At 33.1% G+C, this 17,239-nt stretch carries 15 protein-coding genes, 1 tRNA gene and 1 pseudogene; 10 read left to right on the forward strand and 7 right to left on the reverse strand.

Translation table 11 applies throughout. The features are described from left to right. Nucleotides 1-110 precede the first annotated feature (110 nt). Nucleotides 111-1,397: a phosphopyruvate hydratase gene (gene eno, locus H3T47_RS07030; protein ID WP_038522901.1), complete on the reverse strand. Its 1,287-nt coding sequence runs from the start codon at nt 1,395-1,397 to the stop codon at nt 111-113. A gap of 243 nt (nt 1,398-1,640) precedes the next feature. Here eno and H3T47_RS07035 point away from each other — a divergent pair, with 243 nt between their 5' ends. Next, on the forward strand, nt 1,641-2,471 hold the full coding sequence (locus H3T47_RS07035) for a DegV family protein (protein ID WP_046327209.1): 831 nt from the start codon (nt 1,641-1,643) through the stop codon (nt 2,469-2,471). A gap of 300 nt (nt 2,472-2,771) precedes the next feature. Further along, the gene (locus tag H3T47_RS07040) at nt 2,772-4,325 is read left to right on the forward strand and encodes an L-lactate permease (RefSeq protein ID WP_199282996.1); all 1,554 of its coding nucleotides are present in this window, start codon (nt 2,772-2,774) and stop codon (nt 4,323-4,325) included. A 77-nt stretch (nt 4,326-4,402) separates the two neighbouring features. On the opposite strand, the gene H3T47_RS07045 is transcribed toward H3T47_RS07040, so the two are convergent. Next, nucleotides 4,403-4,981: a phosphatase PAP2 family protein gene (locus tag H3T47_RS07045; RefSeq protein WP_370448315.1), complete on the reverse strand. Its 579-nt coding sequence runs from the start codon at nt 4,979-4,981 to the stop codon at nt 4,403-4,405. Nucleotides 4,982-5,235: 254 nt separating this feature from the next. Here H3T47_RS07045 and H3T47_RS07050 point away from each other — a divergent pair, with 254 nt between their 5' ends. Beyond that, complete coding sequence (locus H3T47_RS07050) at nt 5,236-6,159, forward strand: hypothetical protein (protein ID WP_199282997.1); 924 nt, start codon at nt 5,236-5,238, stop codon at nt 6,157-6,159. Nucleotides 6,160-7,246: 1,087 nt separating this feature from the next. On the opposite strand, the pseudogene H3T47_RS07055 reads toward H3T47_RS07050, so the two are convergent. After that, nucleotides 7,247-8,092 (reverse strand): annotated as a pseudogene (locus H3T47_RS07055) (IS3 family transposase); the annotation flags it as partial. A gap of 297 nt (nt 8,093-8,389) precedes the next feature. Between H3T47_RS07055 and H3T47_RS07060 the strand changes: the two are divergent. Continuing rightward, nucleotides 8,390-9,004 carry an ImmA/IrrE family metallo-endopeptidase gene (locus H3T47_RS07060; RefSeq protein WP_199282998.1) on the forward strand — a complete coding sequence of 205 codons (615 nt, stop codon included), beginning with the start codon at nt 8,390-8,392 and terminating at the stop codon, nt 9,002-9,004. Continuing rightward, nucleotides 8,997-9,488 carry a hypothetical protein gene (locus H3T47_RS07065; RefSeq protein ID WP_199282999.1) on the forward strand — a complete coding sequence of 164 codons (492 nt, stop codon included), beginning with the start codon at nt 8,997-8,999 and terminating at the stop codon, nt 9,486-9,488. The genes H3T47_RS07060 and H3T47_RS07065 overlap by 8 nt, the downstream gene beginning before the upstream one ends. 1,495 nt (nt 9,489-10,983) lie before the next feature. Here H3T47_RS07065 and H3T47_RS07070 read toward each other — a convergent pair. The 3 genes from H3T47_RS07070 to H3T47_RS07080 form a co-directional block, all read right to left on the reverse strand. Continuing rightward, on the reverse strand, nt 10,984-11,814 hold the full coding sequence (locus H3T47_RS07070; protein ID WP_199283000.1) for a hypothetical protein: 831 nt from the start codon (nt 11,812-11,814) through the stop codon (nt 10,984-10,986). 473 nt (nt 11,815-12,287) lie between these two features. Next, nucleotides 12,288-12,376 (reverse strand) — tRNA-Ser (locus H3T47_RS07075). Nucleotides 12,377-12,553: 177 nt separating this feature from the next. Then, the gene (locus tag H3T47_RS07080) at nt 12,554-12,922 is read right to left on the reverse strand and encodes a MerR family transcriptional regulator (protein WP_038522881.1); all 369 of its coding nucleotides are present in this window, start codon (nt 12,920-12,922) and stop codon (nt 12,554-12,556) included. 140 nt (nt 12,923-13,062) lie between these two features. On the opposite strand from H3T47_RS07080, the gene H3T47_RS07085 reads away from it, so the two are divergent. The 5 genes from H3T47_RS07085 to pnuC all read left to right on the forward strand — a co-directional run bounded on the left by H3T47_RS07085 (nt 13,063) and on the right by pnuC (nt 16,769). Beyond that, nucleotides 13,063-13,470 carry a carboxymuconolactone decarboxylase family protein gene (locus tag H3T47_RS07085; protein ID WP_199283001.1) on the forward strand — a complete coding sequence of 136 codons (408 nt, stop codon included), beginning with the start codon at nt 13,063-13,065 and terminating at the stop codon, nt 13,468-13,470. A gap of 154 nt (nt 13,471-13,624) precedes the next feature. Further along, nucleotides 13,625-14,332: an AzlC family ABC transporter permease gene (locus H3T47_RS07090; RefSeq protein ID WP_199283002.1), complete on the forward strand. Its 708-nt coding sequence runs from the start codon at nt 13,625-13,627 to the stop codon at nt 14,330-14,332. Then, nucleotides 14,319-14,642 (forward strand): AzlD domain-containing protein, encoded by a 324-nt coding sequence (locus H3T47_RS07095; RefSeq protein ID WP_199283003.1) that lies wholly within the window; start codon nt 14,319-14,321, stop codon nt 14,640-14,642. Before H3T47_RS07090 ends, H3T47_RS07095 begins: the two co-directional genes overlap by 14 nt. Before the next feature lie 138 nt (nt 14,643-14,780). After that, nucleotides 14,781-15,935 carry a cation:proton antiporter gene (locus H3T47_RS07100; RefSeq protein WP_199283004.1) on the forward strand — a complete coding sequence of 385 codons (1,155 nt, stop codon included), beginning with the start codon at nt 14,781-14,783 and terminating at the stop codon, nt 15,933-15,935. Nucleotides 15,936-16,055: 120 nt separating this feature from the next. Next, nucleotides 16,056-16,769 (forward strand): nicotinamide riboside transporter PnuC, encoded by a 714-nt coding sequence (gene pnuC, locus H3T47_RS07105; protein WP_233335880.1) that lies wholly within the window; start codon nt 16,056-16,058, stop codon nt 16,767-16,769. Between the two features lie 27 nt (nt 16,770-16,796). On the opposite strand, the gene H3T47_RS07110 is transcribed toward pnuC, so the two are convergent. Then, nucleotides 16,797-17,105 carry a TipAS antibiotic-recognition domain-containing protein gene (locus H3T47_RS07110; protein ID WP_052727775.1) on the reverse strand — a complete coding sequence of 103 codons (309 nt, stop codon included), beginning with the start codon at nt 17,103-17,105 and terminating at the stop codon, nt 16,797-16,799. Nucleotides 17,106-17,239 lie beyond the last annotated feature (134 nt).

Raw genomic sequence — 17,239 nt, forward strand, 5'->3', positions numbered from 1 at the left:
AAGGCCGCACCCCGATTGAATATCGGAATACGGCCTTAGCAAACATGAATTAATGTTAACGTCCAATTCTAGGGGTTAACTTCAATATTGCAGGCTTTTTTATTAACAAATTAGTCTTTGTCAACACTGTCTGGGAATGTAGCTAAACGCTCGCCTTCGCCAAGTTCTTCTTCGATTTCAAGCAAACGGTTGTACTTTTCAACACGTTCTGAACGAGCTGGGGCACCAGTCTTCAATTGACCACCGTTAACAGCAACGGCAAAGTCAGCGATAAATGTGTCACCAGTTTCACCTGAACGGTGAGAAATCATGGTGTTGTATCCGTTCTTACGTGAAAGACGGATAGTTTCCAAAGTTTCAGTAACAGTACCAATTTGGTTTAACTTGATTAATGAAGCGTTACCGGCACCTTCCTTAATAGCTTTAGTCAAAAGCTTAGGGTTGGTACAAATGAAGTCATCCAAAACAATTTGAATTCTGTCTTTGTGGCTTTGAGTAAATTTAATCATGCCGTCAACATCATTTTCATCGTATGGGTCTTCAATTGAAATTAATTCTGGGAACTCGTCAAGTAACTTGTCGTAGTATTGAGCTAATTCTTCATCATTAAATACTTTACCTTCGAAGTGGTACTTGCCGTCTTCTTTGTTGTAGAAGTAAGAAGCAGCACAGTCACACGCAATGGCAATATCTTCACCAGGCTTGTAACCAGCCTTAACGATAGCGTCGTGTAAAGCTTGTAAAGCTTCTTCCGAGTTCTTCATGTTAGGAGCGAAACCACCTTCATCACCAAGGCCAGTTTCGTAACCCATGTCTTCAAGAACCTTCTTCAAAGTGTGGTAAGTGTTAACGATCTTTTCAAAACCATCACGGAATGAAGTCTTTTTAACTGGAGTGATCATGAATTCTTGAACGTCAATACCGTTGTCAGCATGCTCACCACCGTTAATAACGTTGTGGAAAGTTTGAGGCATTTCAAGATCAGTACCACCAAGGTATCTGTATAAAGGTTGGTGACTATCTTTTGCTGCAGCAGCCGCAGTAGCCATTGATACACCCAAGATAGCGTTAGCACCAAGCTTAGCCTTGTTAGGGGTACCATCTAATTCAATCATTACGCGGTCAATGTTTGCCTGATCGTGTGGATCCAAACCTTTTAATGCTTTGGCAATTTCAGTGTTTACGTTTTCAACGGCTTTGGATACGCCCTTGCCGCCAACACGGCTGCCACCATCACGTAATTCAACAGCCTCATTTTCACCAGTCGAAGCACCTGATGGAACTTCAGCTTTACCAACAACACCGTTTGATAAGGTTACAAAAGCCTCAACTGTTGGGTTACCACGTGAATCATAGATTTCCAGTGCATGAACATTTTCAATGACTGATTTTAACATCTAAAAACCTCCTAAATAATAAATGCTGTACTATTTTGTGTAAGTACATACATTAGTGGAGCATAGGCTCCATATCTACATGACAAATTTTAGCCTAAGTTTGTGATTATGTAAACATTTGTAACCGATTTCTAATGTTAAAAAATATTAAAAATAATTTTGTCGCTTTTTTGACAGTTTTGATTTATTATTATGCTATACAATTTTTAAAAAGATTGGTTTATTTCAAAAAGGAATATTAATATGACAAAAGTAAGGTTAATTATAGATTCTGGTTCAAATGACCAGGCAAATAGCAATTTGACTGTCGTTCCTTTGACAATGACTATTTCTGGCAAGGATTTTGTCGATAATGAGAATCTTAACATTGAAGAATTTATTGCCAGTATGGAGAAAAATACGGAAGAAGGTAAAACTTCTTGTCCCAGTATCAACGAATGGCTTGAAGCTTTATCTGGAAGTAAGCGAGCTATCATTATGACCATAACCAGTGGTTTAAGTGGCAGCTTTTCTTCCGCGTTTCAAGCAAAACAAATATATGAAAAAGATCATCCCGACAGCCACGTAATTGTGGTTGATTCCAGAACAGCTGGACCCGAGATTTCGGTTATTCTGCAAGAAATTCAAAAGTTGGTTAATAGTAATGCCCGTTTTGTTGATCTAGAGCAAAAAATTTCAGATTACAAAACCCATACGCATTTGCTCGTTGTATTGAAATCTTTACACAACTTAGCGCTTAATGGACGTGTCAATATGGCTGTAGCCAAAGTGGCCAAAGTCTTAAATATTGATGTAGTAGGGACTGCCAGTGATGAAGGAAAATTAGAGCCACTGGCAAAAGTGCGCGGCATTAAGCGTGCGCTTAAAGAAATCATCAAATTAATGGGTGAAATGAAGTATCAGGGTGGACATGTTATCATTGACCAATGCAAAAACATGAAAGATGCCGAAACTTTAAAAGCAAAAATTTTAGAGCTTTATCCTGAAGCTGCGATAACTATTCGTCCAATGAGGGGATTATGTACCTTTTATGCCGAAGAAGGCAGTCTAATGATCGGTTTTGATGACCTCTAAAGTTTTTTAAGCCAGATTTTATTTGTTCTATAGATAACAGATTAGAAAAATGTAGCTTAAGTCCTAACAGTATAAAGTTAGGACTTATTTTTGTAAGAAAAAGAAAGCGCTTTTGTTACATAGATTGTGAAATGAAATTCATCTTCTAAAGTACTGAACATAGTGCTATAATGAAATTAGATAGCGCTTTCATCACAAACCAAACTGCGCTATCAAGTTTATCTTTATTTAAAATCTATCTTTTAGTTAATGAGAGGTTTTAGTTTAATCATATTAATAAGTTTCGTTGGAGGAATAATAATGGATTTAGTTAAAACAGTCCTTGCGATCATTCCAATCGTGTGGCTGATACTTTCCCTGGGTGTTTTCCACATTCGGGGTGACTTGGCGTGTTTAATCGGCTTTGCATTATCATTAATTCTAAGCATTGTCGGTTTCCACTTTTCGTTTTCAAACAGTATCACAGCAGGAATTGATGGTATAATCATGGCTTTGTGGCCGATAATTTATGTCATCATCTCGGCTCTGTTTATCTACAACATCAGTAGAAAATCAGGCGGAATGGATACAATAATGTCTATGTTAACTTCAATTACCAAGGATATGAGATTCTTAGTATTAATCTTAGCATGGGGATTAGGCGGATTCTTGGAAGCCATTGCCGGTTTCGGTACTGCGGTAGCGATTCCTGCAAGTATTTTAATAATGCTGGGTATGAACCCAATTAAAGCCGCTGTAGTGTGCTTGGTCGCAAATACTGCTCCTACAGCCTTTGGTGCTGTTGGTCTACCAGTAACAACTCTGGCTAAAGTAACAGGACTGGGAGTAACTCAATTAGGTTATTTAATTGCTATACAATTGTTTGTTTTAATGATGTTGGTGCCATTCGTTTTGGTAATGATGACTGAGGGTAAAGGCCTTAAGTCATTCAAAGGCAAAGGTGTATTGGTTTGCACTTTGGTAGCTGGTTTAACTTTCGCAGTACCAGAAATTTTCATTACTAAGTACTTGGGCCCTGAACTACCTTCAATTGTTGGTTCATTAGTTTGTCTGCTATTTTTGGTGATTATTATTAGAGGTTACAGCAAGAAAGATGAAGCAGGATCCTCTAGTGATGAAAAGGAAGAAAAAGCGCAAATTTCTACTGCTGAAAAAATCAAAGCTTGGGTACCATTCATTTTGGTCTTTTGCTTTATTATCTTCACTTCATCAATGTTTCCTGCAATTCATAATGCACTGGCAAGTGTCAAAACTAGTTTCCACTTCTACAATGGTGCAAATGCCAAACCGGTTGACATTGACTGGTTATCATCACCAGGTACTTTAATACTGCTTTCAAGTATCATTGGTGGTGCTATTCAAGGCTTATCATTTAAGGAAATGTTTTCCGTATTAACGAGCACAATCAAACAATTGGTTAAAACAATTATCACTGTTTGTTCTATTGTGGCTTTGTCCAAAGTCATGGGCTACAGCGGAATGATTGACGTTATTGCGGTTAGTCTTGTAACTTTAACTGGTGCATTTTACCCAGTAATTTCACCAATCATCGGTGTACTAGGAATCTTTATTACTGGTAGTGATACATCAGCTAACGTACTCTTTGGTGAATTGCAAGTACAAGCTGCCCATGCACTGAAAGTAAGTCCATATTGGCTGGCAGCAGCTAACATGGTTGGTGCTACCGCTGGTAAGATGCTTTCACCACAAAATATCGCAATCGCGACTGGTGCAACCGGACTTGAAGGTAAAGAAGGGGTTATTCTTAAGAAAGCACTGCCTCACTGTGCATGGTATACTGCAGTATTGTGTATTATCGTGTTTGTTGCCGGTAAAATGTTAAGTTACTTATAATATTGATTAATCTGTAAGTCAAATTTCTCATACTTAAAAACACCTCTGAATTCATAAAAATCAGAGATGTTTTTTGATTAAATAATTAAGAAAAGTAGCTGCTGTGCAATACTAAAGCATAAAACTGCTAGAGAAGTAGCTCCCAAAATGTCTGAAGGAAAGTGAGCTTTAAGACTAATTCGCGATATCACAACCATCAGCCAAATGATAGCTAAAATTAATAACAGCCGATTTCCTAATTGATTGGCAAAAATTTGCCAGATTATTAATGCCATTACCGTGCTGCCTAAAACATGACCGCTCGGAAAGCTATAGCCTTCTTCTAAGTCTGAGTGCAAAATCGGACGTTTTCTACGCATCCATTTTTTTAAAAATATTCCTATTAAATCAGTAAAGCCTAAAGTAAATAGCACCCAAAAAGCAAGTAGATTTTTATTTTTACTAATTAAGAAACTAGCAAGAAATACGTCTAAGACCACTAGTAGTTTAGGATCATTTATAAAGGCTATAATCTGCCAGCCAATCCCATCGTGCTTTCTAATCAGTAGTTTATGGTGAAGCCAATGATCGAATAAGTTAAACCGACGAGAATTTCTGACATTGAAAATAAGTAGCAACAATATGGCTGCAGATAAAATTGCAATCCAGAAGTTAATATTCAAAGTCAAATCCCTACCTATAACTATTACTCGTTTGTATTTTAACAGCAACTTTGTTTGGTATAAAAATAAAAACTTACTCTTGAATAAAACTTAAGAATTGCATTATTAGTAGACTTTTTCGATATAAGTAATAGTTTTAATTAATGATGATAAAGGTAAAATATAACTTAAAATTAAAGCTTGACTTTGATGAAAAACAACTTAAAATTGATGATATCAATGATATGCTGGATTTTGAGGTGAGAAAAATGGCTGATAATAAAACCACTAAACAGGAAACTGTCGGTGAAGCTTTACGTGATATAGCTCATCATGAACATGCTTTTGCTTTAGCTGATAATTCTACTAACCATATTGGTGACCTAGCTGTTTATGGCACACTTTATCTTTTGGCAATTTTACAACCCTATGTGCTTAGATTTGAGTGGATTTTTGTACTTCAAGCTCTAGTAGCAGTAATTAGTTTAGTTCGTTACCAGAACTTTTTAAGAAATAAAATTGCTTGCAAAAAAATGACTCCATTTTTTGTCAATACTAGTTTGATTTCAACAGGAGTTCGTGCATTTGTAGTAGTTAATGCACCTTTGTTTGCCTATAGCCTCTATACTAAGGGGCAGTTCAATGTCTTTATTTCCATTATAGCTGGTCTAGTTGTGGCTATAATTGGGATGTCTTGGCAATATCATTATCTAATTAATCGTCAAGTCATTGACAGACAAGAGCAATCGCCTAAGCAGACTTTTAAAAATGCTACTAAGTTCATTATTAATAGTTGCAGAAAAAATTATATTAGCCGTGGCTATTTGTTTGATATTGTTTGTGCTTTTGTGGTTTGCTCAAACAATATTGCTTATAAAGAATTTATCCTAGTTAAATTTGAAGCTTGGCAATTTGTCTTAATCACCCTTTTAGTAACATTGGGAGCAATCATATTTCAAAAGTTTTTACAAAATAAGGTTGCTGCAAAGGATATCAGTAAAAGCTTTAAATGGGGCTCTTTAATTATGACTGCAATTCGAGGCTATCTGATTATTGCTGCACCATGGATTGCTACATGCTTGTTTGCAGGGAGTGCTATTAATTGGCTTGCCGTGAATTTGGTAGGTTTATTTGTTGCTGTAGTTGCTACAGGATTGCAATATAGATACTTACAAAAAGTTGGAGTCTTTTAAAGATATGCAGCTAAAGAAAAGCCAGTAAAAGAATTTTCTCTTACTGGCTTTTTGTTTGAATAAAGCAGCTCAATAAAATTTGTATTTTCGCGACATTTTAAATAATTAGTTTGAGTAAAAAACAAATTAAGCAAAACAATAAATTAATTTTTATTTTAATTAATCATAAAAAAAAATAAAGTTTGAGACTTTAAATTATTCTTTTATCATATTTGTTTATTGGCTTATTAATTTTTTACAAGTGCGTACTTTTTCTTCTTAATTAGACATTATAGAAAGGTAGTTGTATTTGATTGAAAAAGTTGACAAAATAAACGGTGAATTTTTTTAATTTTACTGATTAATGAATATCATAGTATAAAGAAATTGGTTAGCCAATTTCTTTAATTGATTTGCATTTCTCAGAAAAAACAGTACAATTATCATATCTTTTTTTTGTAATTTTTATGACAATATACATATATTTAATTTTTTTACAAACCTATACAAAATTTAAAGTAAAATTTGTATTTATTATTGTTCCCGAATTAAGTAATGACAAAGAAAATAATTATTAAAGAGATGTAAATACTCTAAATAAAAAAGGCATTGTTCTTAATTGATTTTAGTTAAAAATATAATGAGTGAATGATTTATTATAAAAATTGAAATAGTAAAAAAATTCAATTAAAAAGTTTTATTATATATCAAAGTTCGCAATCATGTTATTAGTTTATATTCTAGGCTAACATTTTTATAGAAGTGAGATTTATAATTTAAATCAACTATGGTGTGTAAAAATTTATGTTAAAATATTAAATTACTTAACTGTATCTTAGTAACGTGTATTATATTATTTTAAAGTTAATTAATTAGTTAATAATTGTAACTTATCAGTTTGATAAATATGAAAATGTGAAAAATTTAACCGATGCTTAAAATAGGTTAATATAGAATAAGTACTTAATAAGGTAGATATGGAAAATATAAAGAAAAGATCTAAAGTACCCTTATTTATTTAAAGTTAACTTATATAATTTGTTAGTGTATAATAAAAAGACTCTTAAATTGATGTGAACCCCAAAATTAGGACACTTTATATTAGCTATTAACTGAGGACTAACTGCCGATATTCAAGCGGAGTTAGTCCTTTTAGTTTGATTTTGATTCTTTTCTGATTGTAATACTCAATGTAGTCTCTGATTGCGTCTTCCAGTTCAGTGAGATTTTTAAACTGCTTTTCAAATCCATAAAACATTTCTCGTTTGAGTATCCCGAAGAAACATTCCATTAACCCATCATCAAGCGAATTGCCCTTGCGTGACATTGATTGGCTAATGCCATGATTTTTAAGCCATGCTTGAAATCTATAATTCTGGTATTGCCAGCCCTGATCGGTGTGGAAGATTAAGCCATTCAAGGCTGGATATTTACGCCAAGCTTGGTTTAACATGTCCATTGTTTGCTTAAGATTAGGACTACGGGAAATAGTATAGGAAACAATCTCTTGGGTGCAGCCGTCAATGATCGGTGATAAGTAAGTCTTTTGCCCATTGAGCTTAAACTCAGTTATATCTGAATACCATTTGTGATTGGGATAAACTGCACTAAAGTTACGTTTAATTAGGTCAGGCTTAATCGGACCTTGGGTACCGCGATAGCTGCTGTATTTGTGCCAGCGTTTACTGACTATGCCGAACAGCTTCAGCTTGTTCATTAGGCGCTGCACCTTTTTATGATTGACTAATAAACCGCGACGCCTAAGCTCTGCAGTAATGCGGCGATAGCCATAGCGGTGCTTGTGTTCTTCATAGATAGCTTTGATTTCAGCCATTATTTCTCGATTACCCCGATCTTTGTCCTTCTTCTTTAAAGTGTAGTAGTAATTACTACGAGATAGATGGGGCAGATTGGGATTGGCATTAATGGTATCAAGAATAAAAGTTACGCTGACTTAACTCAGCAGGGCCGATTTGATAATCATGCCAAAGATGATAGATTTCAATTTTATCTTGTTTAGACAATTTAGACATAAAGATGACCCCCAAATTTGTCCTAAATTTGGGGGTCATATCAAATAAAGTTAGTTTTTTAAAATTGAGAAATATAAACTTACAAATATTAGCTATTTTTTAAAAAGATATATTTTTTGATATAAAGCAATTATTTATTAACAATCTTTGATAAATAGGATAAAATTTTAGTAACAAGGTTTTTATAAATTAATTATGGACTAGAAAAAGGTGATTTTATGTCTCGGATACCACCATTATCTGTTAAAAAACTAAAAAAGATTGACCGTACTGCACAAAAAATTCATTATGATGTTTTTGGAACTTCAGATCATTATGATGATATAGAGAATTATTTAGAGTATCAAGGTATTGATGTAAGATATATTATTAGTGAAGATATTGATGGATACTTAAGATGGGACGATAAGAAGGACTGTCCAGTAATTGCTGTCAGTATTACTGGGAACGCACCAGTTAGGCAAAGATTTACTATGGCACATGAGTTAGGACACCTAATACTTAATTTTGGCTGGAGACTTGGAATCGATCAAAATAATGCTCAAATAATTAATGGTTTTAAGCACAGTAATAAAAAGTTTTTAAATATTCTTTCTTATCGTGGAAAGGAATATACACCCGAAGAACAAGAAGTGGACGAATTTGCTGGGGCCTTTTTAATACCTACAAATAAATTAAGTAAATTAGTTAATGAATTTGTTTCAAACGATGTGAAAGATCCTGAGCAATCAGCAAATCAATTAGCTGTCAAAGTATCTCAGACTTTTAAAGTATCATTACAAACTGCTACACTTAGACTTAGAAATTATTTGAGAGAACTTCAAAATGAATAAATCAAATGAAAAAAAGATTAAAATATTATATAAAGTTTATAATGAAAGTTTGAAAAAAAAGTCAAAAGGTAGTGTTTTATCAAATTCTAAAAATAAAAAAAGTGCAGAAAATAAACATGAAGCTGCCCAAACAGCTTCTATAATTGAAAATGATACAAACAATGATGCAATTGTTAACCAAGCTATAATTAAACTAATTATTTCAATTTCTAATGTTATATCTAGTGATGAGGAAGAAAAAAATAAAATTAAGAAGCCAATCATATGGGGTATGATTATTTATTTCGTTATTATGACAGTTTTCGTTGCAATTGTAATTTTGAATTTTTCCCGTTCAAATACATTAATACGTTTTTTGCTGGGAGGCTTTTTTACAAATATGATAGGATTACTTGTTATTATTTTTAAATACATATTTGCTCCAAGCAAGGATTTGTATAATCTAATGATAAAACTTGAAGATAGATACCAGACTGAAAAATAATAATTTTGTAAATAACGATTTTTAATCGTTATTTTTTGTATAAAATAAAATGTTAGAAAACAATTCGATTAGGTATAATTTTGGGTTTTAAAAAAAATTGATTAAAAACGCTAAAAATAATATTGTTTGTTAAAGACCCTAAAGCATTAAAATAATGATGATAAACTGATGATTCGTATTGATCTTTTAGCAATTATAGTAGGGGATACTTGTTGTTTTTCAAAGAATGGCTTAGTCAGATTATCAATAGAGTATTCTTAGCAGAATTGATAAAATGTGGTAGCAGGTTTTAGAACTAGTTAACAAAGAAATTTTTCTTATCTACACAGTATTAAATGCTTAGAAAGATGAATAATATAGTCGATGGGGATTTAAAATTTGTTTTTACACAATTTTTACTTACAAAACTCCGAGTTATTTATAATTATGTTACGTGTTGTTTAGAGTTAATCGAAAAGCAGATAACGGGTAAAGTTTCAATACATGTTGTTGTGCTATCATTAAAAAACTATTTACCAAAAAATTTGTTTTTTTATCTATAATTAAAGTTTAATGGCAAAAAAAGATTTGACTAATACATTAAATTGTTTAGTATGAAGATAGTTAAGATTTAAAATCAAGGATGCCTTTTTGCAGAACTTATTTCAATAATCTTCATTTTGAACATATCATAGTTAGACCTTGATAATAAATTGAGTAATGCTCAAAGAAATTTGTGATCATTACTTTAAATATGATACTTGAGTATGCTATGGTAACAAATTTAAAGATTGATATAGTAGTTAAAGAAAAATCAAATTAATTCTGAGTCATTGCTAATATTAGAAATCAGTTTGAGTTAATTTGAAAAAATGAAACAATGAAGGTAAAAAAATATAAATTACCATTCATTACTATATAATATATAAACATTAAGATTGATTGTCTTGTTACTGATAAAATTATTTATCATGTTGGCATTAAACTTTAGCGCTAACTAATATTAATTATAATATTTTGCGAAGATGATTAGCAAAATTATAAAAATAGTTATGTTTTGCGGAGTTTAGATTATTTCTTATTACTTTGGCGATCAAGTTAATTTCAAAGGAATGTATTGATTTTCATAACTTTATCAATAAGGAGGGTGCAGTCTATTTTTATAAAAAATTCGAAAATGATATCTAGTAATTACTGATATTACAACATTTTTATTATTGATAGTAATTAATAATTAATTTTAAAGTTAGCAAACATGTTTATATACCATCGAGAACTTTCTCGATAGTATCATCTTGTTGTACTTCATACTCATCAAGCATATACGCATAATTTTTGCAGTAATTGTCATGCTTGAGTGTCCTAAACGTTTTGAAAGGCATATAAATCAATTCGTTTGCTGCTATAATAGCGTATACAAAAGGGCATAACCCTGTTGTATTTGTATTACTTCTAAGAAATCTAAATTCGAATAGTGATTTCTTAGAAGTTTTTTATTTTCAAAAATATTTAAATCTTATTTTTTACTTAAGCCAATTAATTCTATAGTAGACAATATAACTTCTCCAGCAGTTAAATCAGCCGTTACTTTGCTGACTTGACCTTTTTCAGCATTTTTGCCTAATATTTCGTTTAAATTATCATCAGAACCATCTTCCGATATTAAATTACCTCTGCCTTTTATTGGCCGTATGACATATCTTCCGGGTTTAATATCAAGTCCTACTAACCATATACCAGCACTTATTTTTGTTTTATATGTATATTTATCTGGTGTTGGTGTAAAGCTTGTAGACTCTATCCAATCTATCTTGATTTTGTCGTTTTTTACTAAGTTGGTAGTAAAAGAAGTTAACCGATCGCCATTAGCATCGTTTCCTAAAATAACGTTAATAGTGAAATCGCTGTTAGATAAATTACCACTGCCCTTGACAGCTTTAATAACGTATCTGCCTGGCTTGATATCTCTGCCGACTTTATACTTACCAGCACCTAAAGTAACTGCTTTAGCAGTGTTTTTCACTGGTATAAATTTGGAAACCTTTTTGGTAGTATAAGCAGAAAGCTTTTTTCTCTTTTTTATAGGTGATGGCTTTTTAAAATGATGTGTGGTAGTCTTGTATGTTTCATTATGACTTTCGGAATCTTTTGAATTTGAGACAAAGAAACCACAAATTAAAACTAGTATTAACCCCCATACCCACCAACGTTTCACTAACAGCTCCTTTGATGGATTTTTACTTGGCGTTGATGCTTCTTTATAATCTTTGTTATTTTCTAATTTTCTATCACTAATAATTATGTAAATAACAAAGATTATTAGTGCAATTATCCATAATAATTTCATTTGCCTTCTCCCATTATACTTGTAACTATACATTTATAATTTACCATTTTTATAACTGTCTTAAAAGAATAAATTGGTATATGTTTTTCAGTGCTATTGAGCATCATATTCTACATGGAAAGCTTTTCCTATAATTCTTCCAGCTCTTTTTGCATTAAGAATAATAGGGCCATAATCTCTATTCTTTGGTATTTTAATGTGAATAATTTTCTAGAGGGTTCATGGTCAAGGGTTAAATCAAGATATCTATAATGTTTTGCTCGGCAAAAATTGGTTCGCCACAAGTACTATTAACAATATTCAAATGCAATAACCTTTTAATTTAATCAATGGTAGATCATAAATAAAAGAGCAGTTATAGAAACTGCTCTTTTATCTTGAATAATGTATTACTTTAATTAAAAGGTTGCGAACATTTGGCGATCACATAAATTAAAAATGTTGATATACCAAGTTTTAAGACCATATATTTAAGGAGAGTACAGGATTTGAACCTGCGCGCCAAGGAAAACTTGGTTCGCCGGATTTCGAGTCCGGTGCATTACCACTCTGCCAACTCTCCATAACGAATAACATTATACCGTATCTGAAATTTTTTTCAACTTGACATTTATCATAAATCGGTAAAAAGAGTACTTGCTTTGCATTTAGTCAGACTAGTCAAAACTGAGCTTGCTATTTACCGGCTCATAGTCAATCAGTAGTTTTTATAAAGGCAGTCAAAGTAAAAGAATTACCATTATTCCTTTAAATCTCCGATTGTCTTAAGATAAGTTTTGATTTTCTGTTCTACAAATGCAATATTATCATTAATTTTCTTTTCTTCTTCATGTAAATTATCTAGTTGATTGAACAACAAAACCAGCCGTTCAGGAATAGTTTGGTCACCCGCATAGCGCAATTTAGCATATTTTTGCATTTCTTTGATGCTCATACCGGTTTTTTTTAAGCGCGAAATAAAACTAATCCAAGCCACATCTTTTTCGGTATAAAATCTGCGGTTGTTTTTATCACGACTGGGAAAAAGCAGTTTTTGCTTTTCATAATAACGCAGTGTGTCAATTGAAAAGCCACTAAGTTCGGCAAATTGACCAATTGAATATTTCATCTGATTTCCTTCTTTAACAGTATATGATTATATTTTACCATGTCGTAATATTTTTAAAATAGTAGTTGACATGGACTGCACTCCAGCAACTATTCTAATAACTGTTGAAACAAGTTTGCAGAATAAAAAGGAGAGATACTATGAAAAATGATGAACGCTATCAAAAGGGTTTAGCAAATTTAGAAAAAGTTGATCGCGAAGGTGGTAAATCAGTTATTAAATCACTGGCTGGCTTATCTGAAGACGTTGGGCGTTACATTATTGAGTTTGCGTTTGGTGATGTATACGATCGCGGTGTTTTAGATCTAAAGCAAAGAGAAATGATCACCATCACAACTTTGTTAACACAGGGCGATACTGAACCGCAACTGAATGTTCATATCAATGGTGCCTTGAATGTTGGTTTAACGCCGGAAGAAATAATCGAAACTTTTATTCAAACCATTCCTTATGTTGGCTTTCCCAAAGTACTGAATGCGATTACTGTCGCTAAAGAAGTGTTTAAAGACCGCGGAATAGATTTTACAAAAACAAATAAAAATGAATAAGCTCATTCCTGAAACTAGCTGCTACTTTTTAGCAAGCTAGTTTTTAGTTGGCGAAATATTTTATGACTGAAAGGAGTTTGACTTTTTTAATCGTCTAATGTAAGCTAACTTCAATTTAATTTTATATTAATGTTTCAAGATAAAGAGGTGCAAGATGGATAGCTCATTAACTAAACGTGCTGCAGTGATAGACGCAATTCCAACAGTCTTTGGCTACGTTGGTATTGGCATGGCTTTTGGCATTATTGGCAAAGCAAGTGGTTTTTCCACTTTAAATGTCTTTTTGATGTCTGTAATTATATACGCTGGCTCTGCCCAATTCACTACTGTGAGCATGTTGGCTGCGGGCAGTCCTATTGCTTCAATCATTCTGGCTACTTTTTTAGTCAATTCCCGTATGATTTTAATGAGCACCACGGTAGCAAGGTATTTTAAAAAAGATAAGCTGGGTAAGGGCGTTCTGATCGGTACTTTTCTGACAGATGAGAGTTTTGCCTTGAGCATGAATAAGGTTAATTATACCTCCGGCAAAATGACCTTCGATTGGTTTAATACCGCAAATATCGTGTCTTACATAACTTGGTTAATTGCCACTCTAATTGGTTCACTCCTAGGCAGTTTTGTTACTAGTCCAGAGAAATTTGGACTTGATTTTGCTCTTGTAGCCATGTTTATTGGCTTATTATATTTGCAAGTTGTTGGTGATAAAAAGCTCCAGAAACTTTTGCAGATTATTGTCATAGCAATCACTTTTGTTTTGACGTATTTACTGACAATTGTCTTACCAGCAAATATGGTTGTGATAGTGGTAACCCTGATTGGTTGTAGTTTAGGAATGGTGCTTAAGTATGTCTTCTTCTAATTATACGTTGTTAACGATTTTAGGCTGCGGTCTTGCAACCTGGTTATCAAGGGTAATTCCCTTCATTTTGTTAAAAAAATTTTCTTTACCAGAAAAATTGGTTGATTTTCTTTCATTTGTGCCAATTGTGATTATGTCTGCGCTTTGGTTCAGTAATTTGTTGCTCGCAAAACCGGGACACTTACCCCAATTTAATGTGGAGTATGTTTTAGCATCAATTCCAACTTTTGCCGCCGCGATTATTAGTAAATCATTGTTGGTTATTGTGTTAGTGGGGATGGTTTCATTGGCTGTTATCCGCTTAATTTAGCAGTTATTAGGTAAGTTTGTTATAATATCAATACTAAAAAGTATTAGGTTGGAGTCATAGACTTTCAAGAATTAGTTTCAGGTTTGGGTTGCCTGTCTGATTTTTGAAGGTCTTTTTTATGTGGAAAGTAGATTTAAAATGCAATTCTTAGAAACTTTATTTATCATTTTGCTAGCAACACTAATTGGCGGCCAGTTAAGCAGTAGATTAAATTTACCAGCGGTTATAGGTGAACTTCTTGCCGGGATTATAGTAGGCCCGGCAGTATTAAACATTGTGCAACCAAATGACATGATAAAAATCTTTTCTGATTTAGGAGTAATTCTATTAATGTTTTTAGCTGGTTTAGAAAGTGATCTAAAGATATTAGTCAAATTATTACGTCCCAGTTTTTTGGTAGCTGTGTGCGGAATGATAATACCAATCATAGTAGCTTATGCCACTGGCATCTTTTTTCATTTTTCACAATTAGAAAGCATCTTTTTAGGATTAACTTTTGCGGCAACTTCTGTTTCAATTTCGGTGGCTGTTTTGCAGGAAATGGGTCGATTAAACAGCAAAGAGGGGCTGACTATTTTAGGAGCAGCAGTGGTTGATGACTTACTTTCGATTTTATTATTAAGCGTTGCTACAAGCATGATCGGGGCTGCAACCGCAAAAAATAGTGCCGGTTTAAACCTAATATTGGCGATATTCCTGCAAATTCTTTACTTATTTTTGCTGGCTTTTATCAGCGTCAAGATAATACCGCGACTATTTAAGTTAAGTCAAAAAATTACCTTACCAGCTTCGGAGACTCTTATAGCTATGATAGTGATCATTTTAAGTGCTTGGGGAGCAGAAATGGTTGGTCTGAGCAATGTCATTGGGGCATTTTTTACGGGATTGGCTTTAAGCAAAACTCAAACTCAAAAAGCCTTAAAACAAAATTTTACAGCTATTGGTTACAGCAGCTTTATTCCGGTCTTTTTTGTTAGCATTGGCCTAGAAATGAGCATTAAAAGCATTGCCAATGATTTGTTACTGTTTTTGCTTTTAACGGTAGGGAGCATACTTTCAAAATTAATTGGAGCTGGCTTAGGGGCAAAAATAGCTGGTTTTACCAATTCAAACGCTTTTTTGGTCGGAACGGGAATGGTTTCTCGCGGAGAAATGGCTCTGGTAGTTGCACAAATAGGTCTGTCTAATCATTTACTAGCGCCGACAGCTTATTCTACTGTGATTGGAGCTATTATTATGACCACTGTTTTATCACCTTTTTTGTTAAAATGGGCAATTAGCCATAGTAAATAATCCAATTTTAGGTGGCACATTTTTATCAGATAAAAGTTCGATTTCTTTTCCCACATTTCAAGTATGGTATGATTAAAAACATGTTTTCATTCAATTTTGATGGAGGGATAGATTTAAAAAATGAAAATGCAGCTAAATACTGGAATTTTTAAATTGCAATGGTATATCGACCAAATGCGGGGTTGGAGTTTTAAAACTTATATGTTATTGATGTTGGGAATAGGTGTTATTATCGGCACTACTTTTTCATCGTCATTAAACTTGATTTCACTAATTACCATGGTAGCAGCCATATTGGGATTTACTTGCACGCTTGCTATCACGAATGCCAGACCGATTAACGGCATATTGGGGTTAGTTTCAAGTATTATTTATATTATCGTTTCTGTTGCTGCGCAAAATTATGCCAACATTATTTTGCAAGCCATCTATATTTTTCTCTTAGACTTACCAGTTTTGCTCTTGCCGTCTTGGACGAAAAATGCTGAAAAACATATTCGTGGTTTGAATTTTAAAAATTGGGTTTTTAGCTTATTATTTTTCTCTGTTGTTTTAAGCCTGCTTTATTTAATGGATACCCGAATTTTTATTAGTCCCAGACCCTGGATTGATGCCACCGCGGGTGCAGTCGGTATTACTGGTTCGATGCTTTGCATGTTGCATTTTAGAGAGCAATATTATTTTTGGACTATTCAGGGGATTTTAGCAATAATACTTTGGGGAGTAACTGCTTTTCAGGGGGATGCAAATCTGACATTATTTTTGACCTACATTTTGTATCTAAGCAATGATTTATTAGCTTTTACGGATAAGCACACACATTGGTTCCATTAAAAAAGTTCTTCTGTTAGGAAGAACTTTTTATTTTGCTAAATGTTTCTTGACAATTCTGCTTAAAATTTTGGTTGCACCTTTTCCCGCCTTATCATCATAATATGACTGATAACGGGTGTCAGTGTCATAAGCACTGACAATCCCTAAATGTATTTCAGGTGAGTAATTAGGCATAATAATTTGTAGCCATTTCTGATGCTTTTTAAAAATTTCAGCGCTAAGCTCTGCTTCTTTTTCAGGTTCTTTGACTACAGCTTGCAAATCCCTTATTAAGTCGGCTTCTGTCTGTTTCATTAAGTTGTATTTTTCATCTGTAAATTGATCCGCTTTAGTCATTTTTTCCTCCATCATTTTAATCTACTAAATAACTATAGCAATATTAAAAGCGAAAATCATGTGTAAATTGATTTGTCGTTTAAAAATAAACGGCAGATATGCGAGTATTTCCCAAAGTGTACTCAAAAACGGTA

The sequence above is a fragment of the Lactobacillus sp. W8093 genome (assembly GCF_016100925.1).
Classification (GTDB): Bacteria; Bacillota; Bacilli; order Lactobacillales; family Lactobacillaceae; genus Lactobacillus; species Lactobacillus helsingborgensis.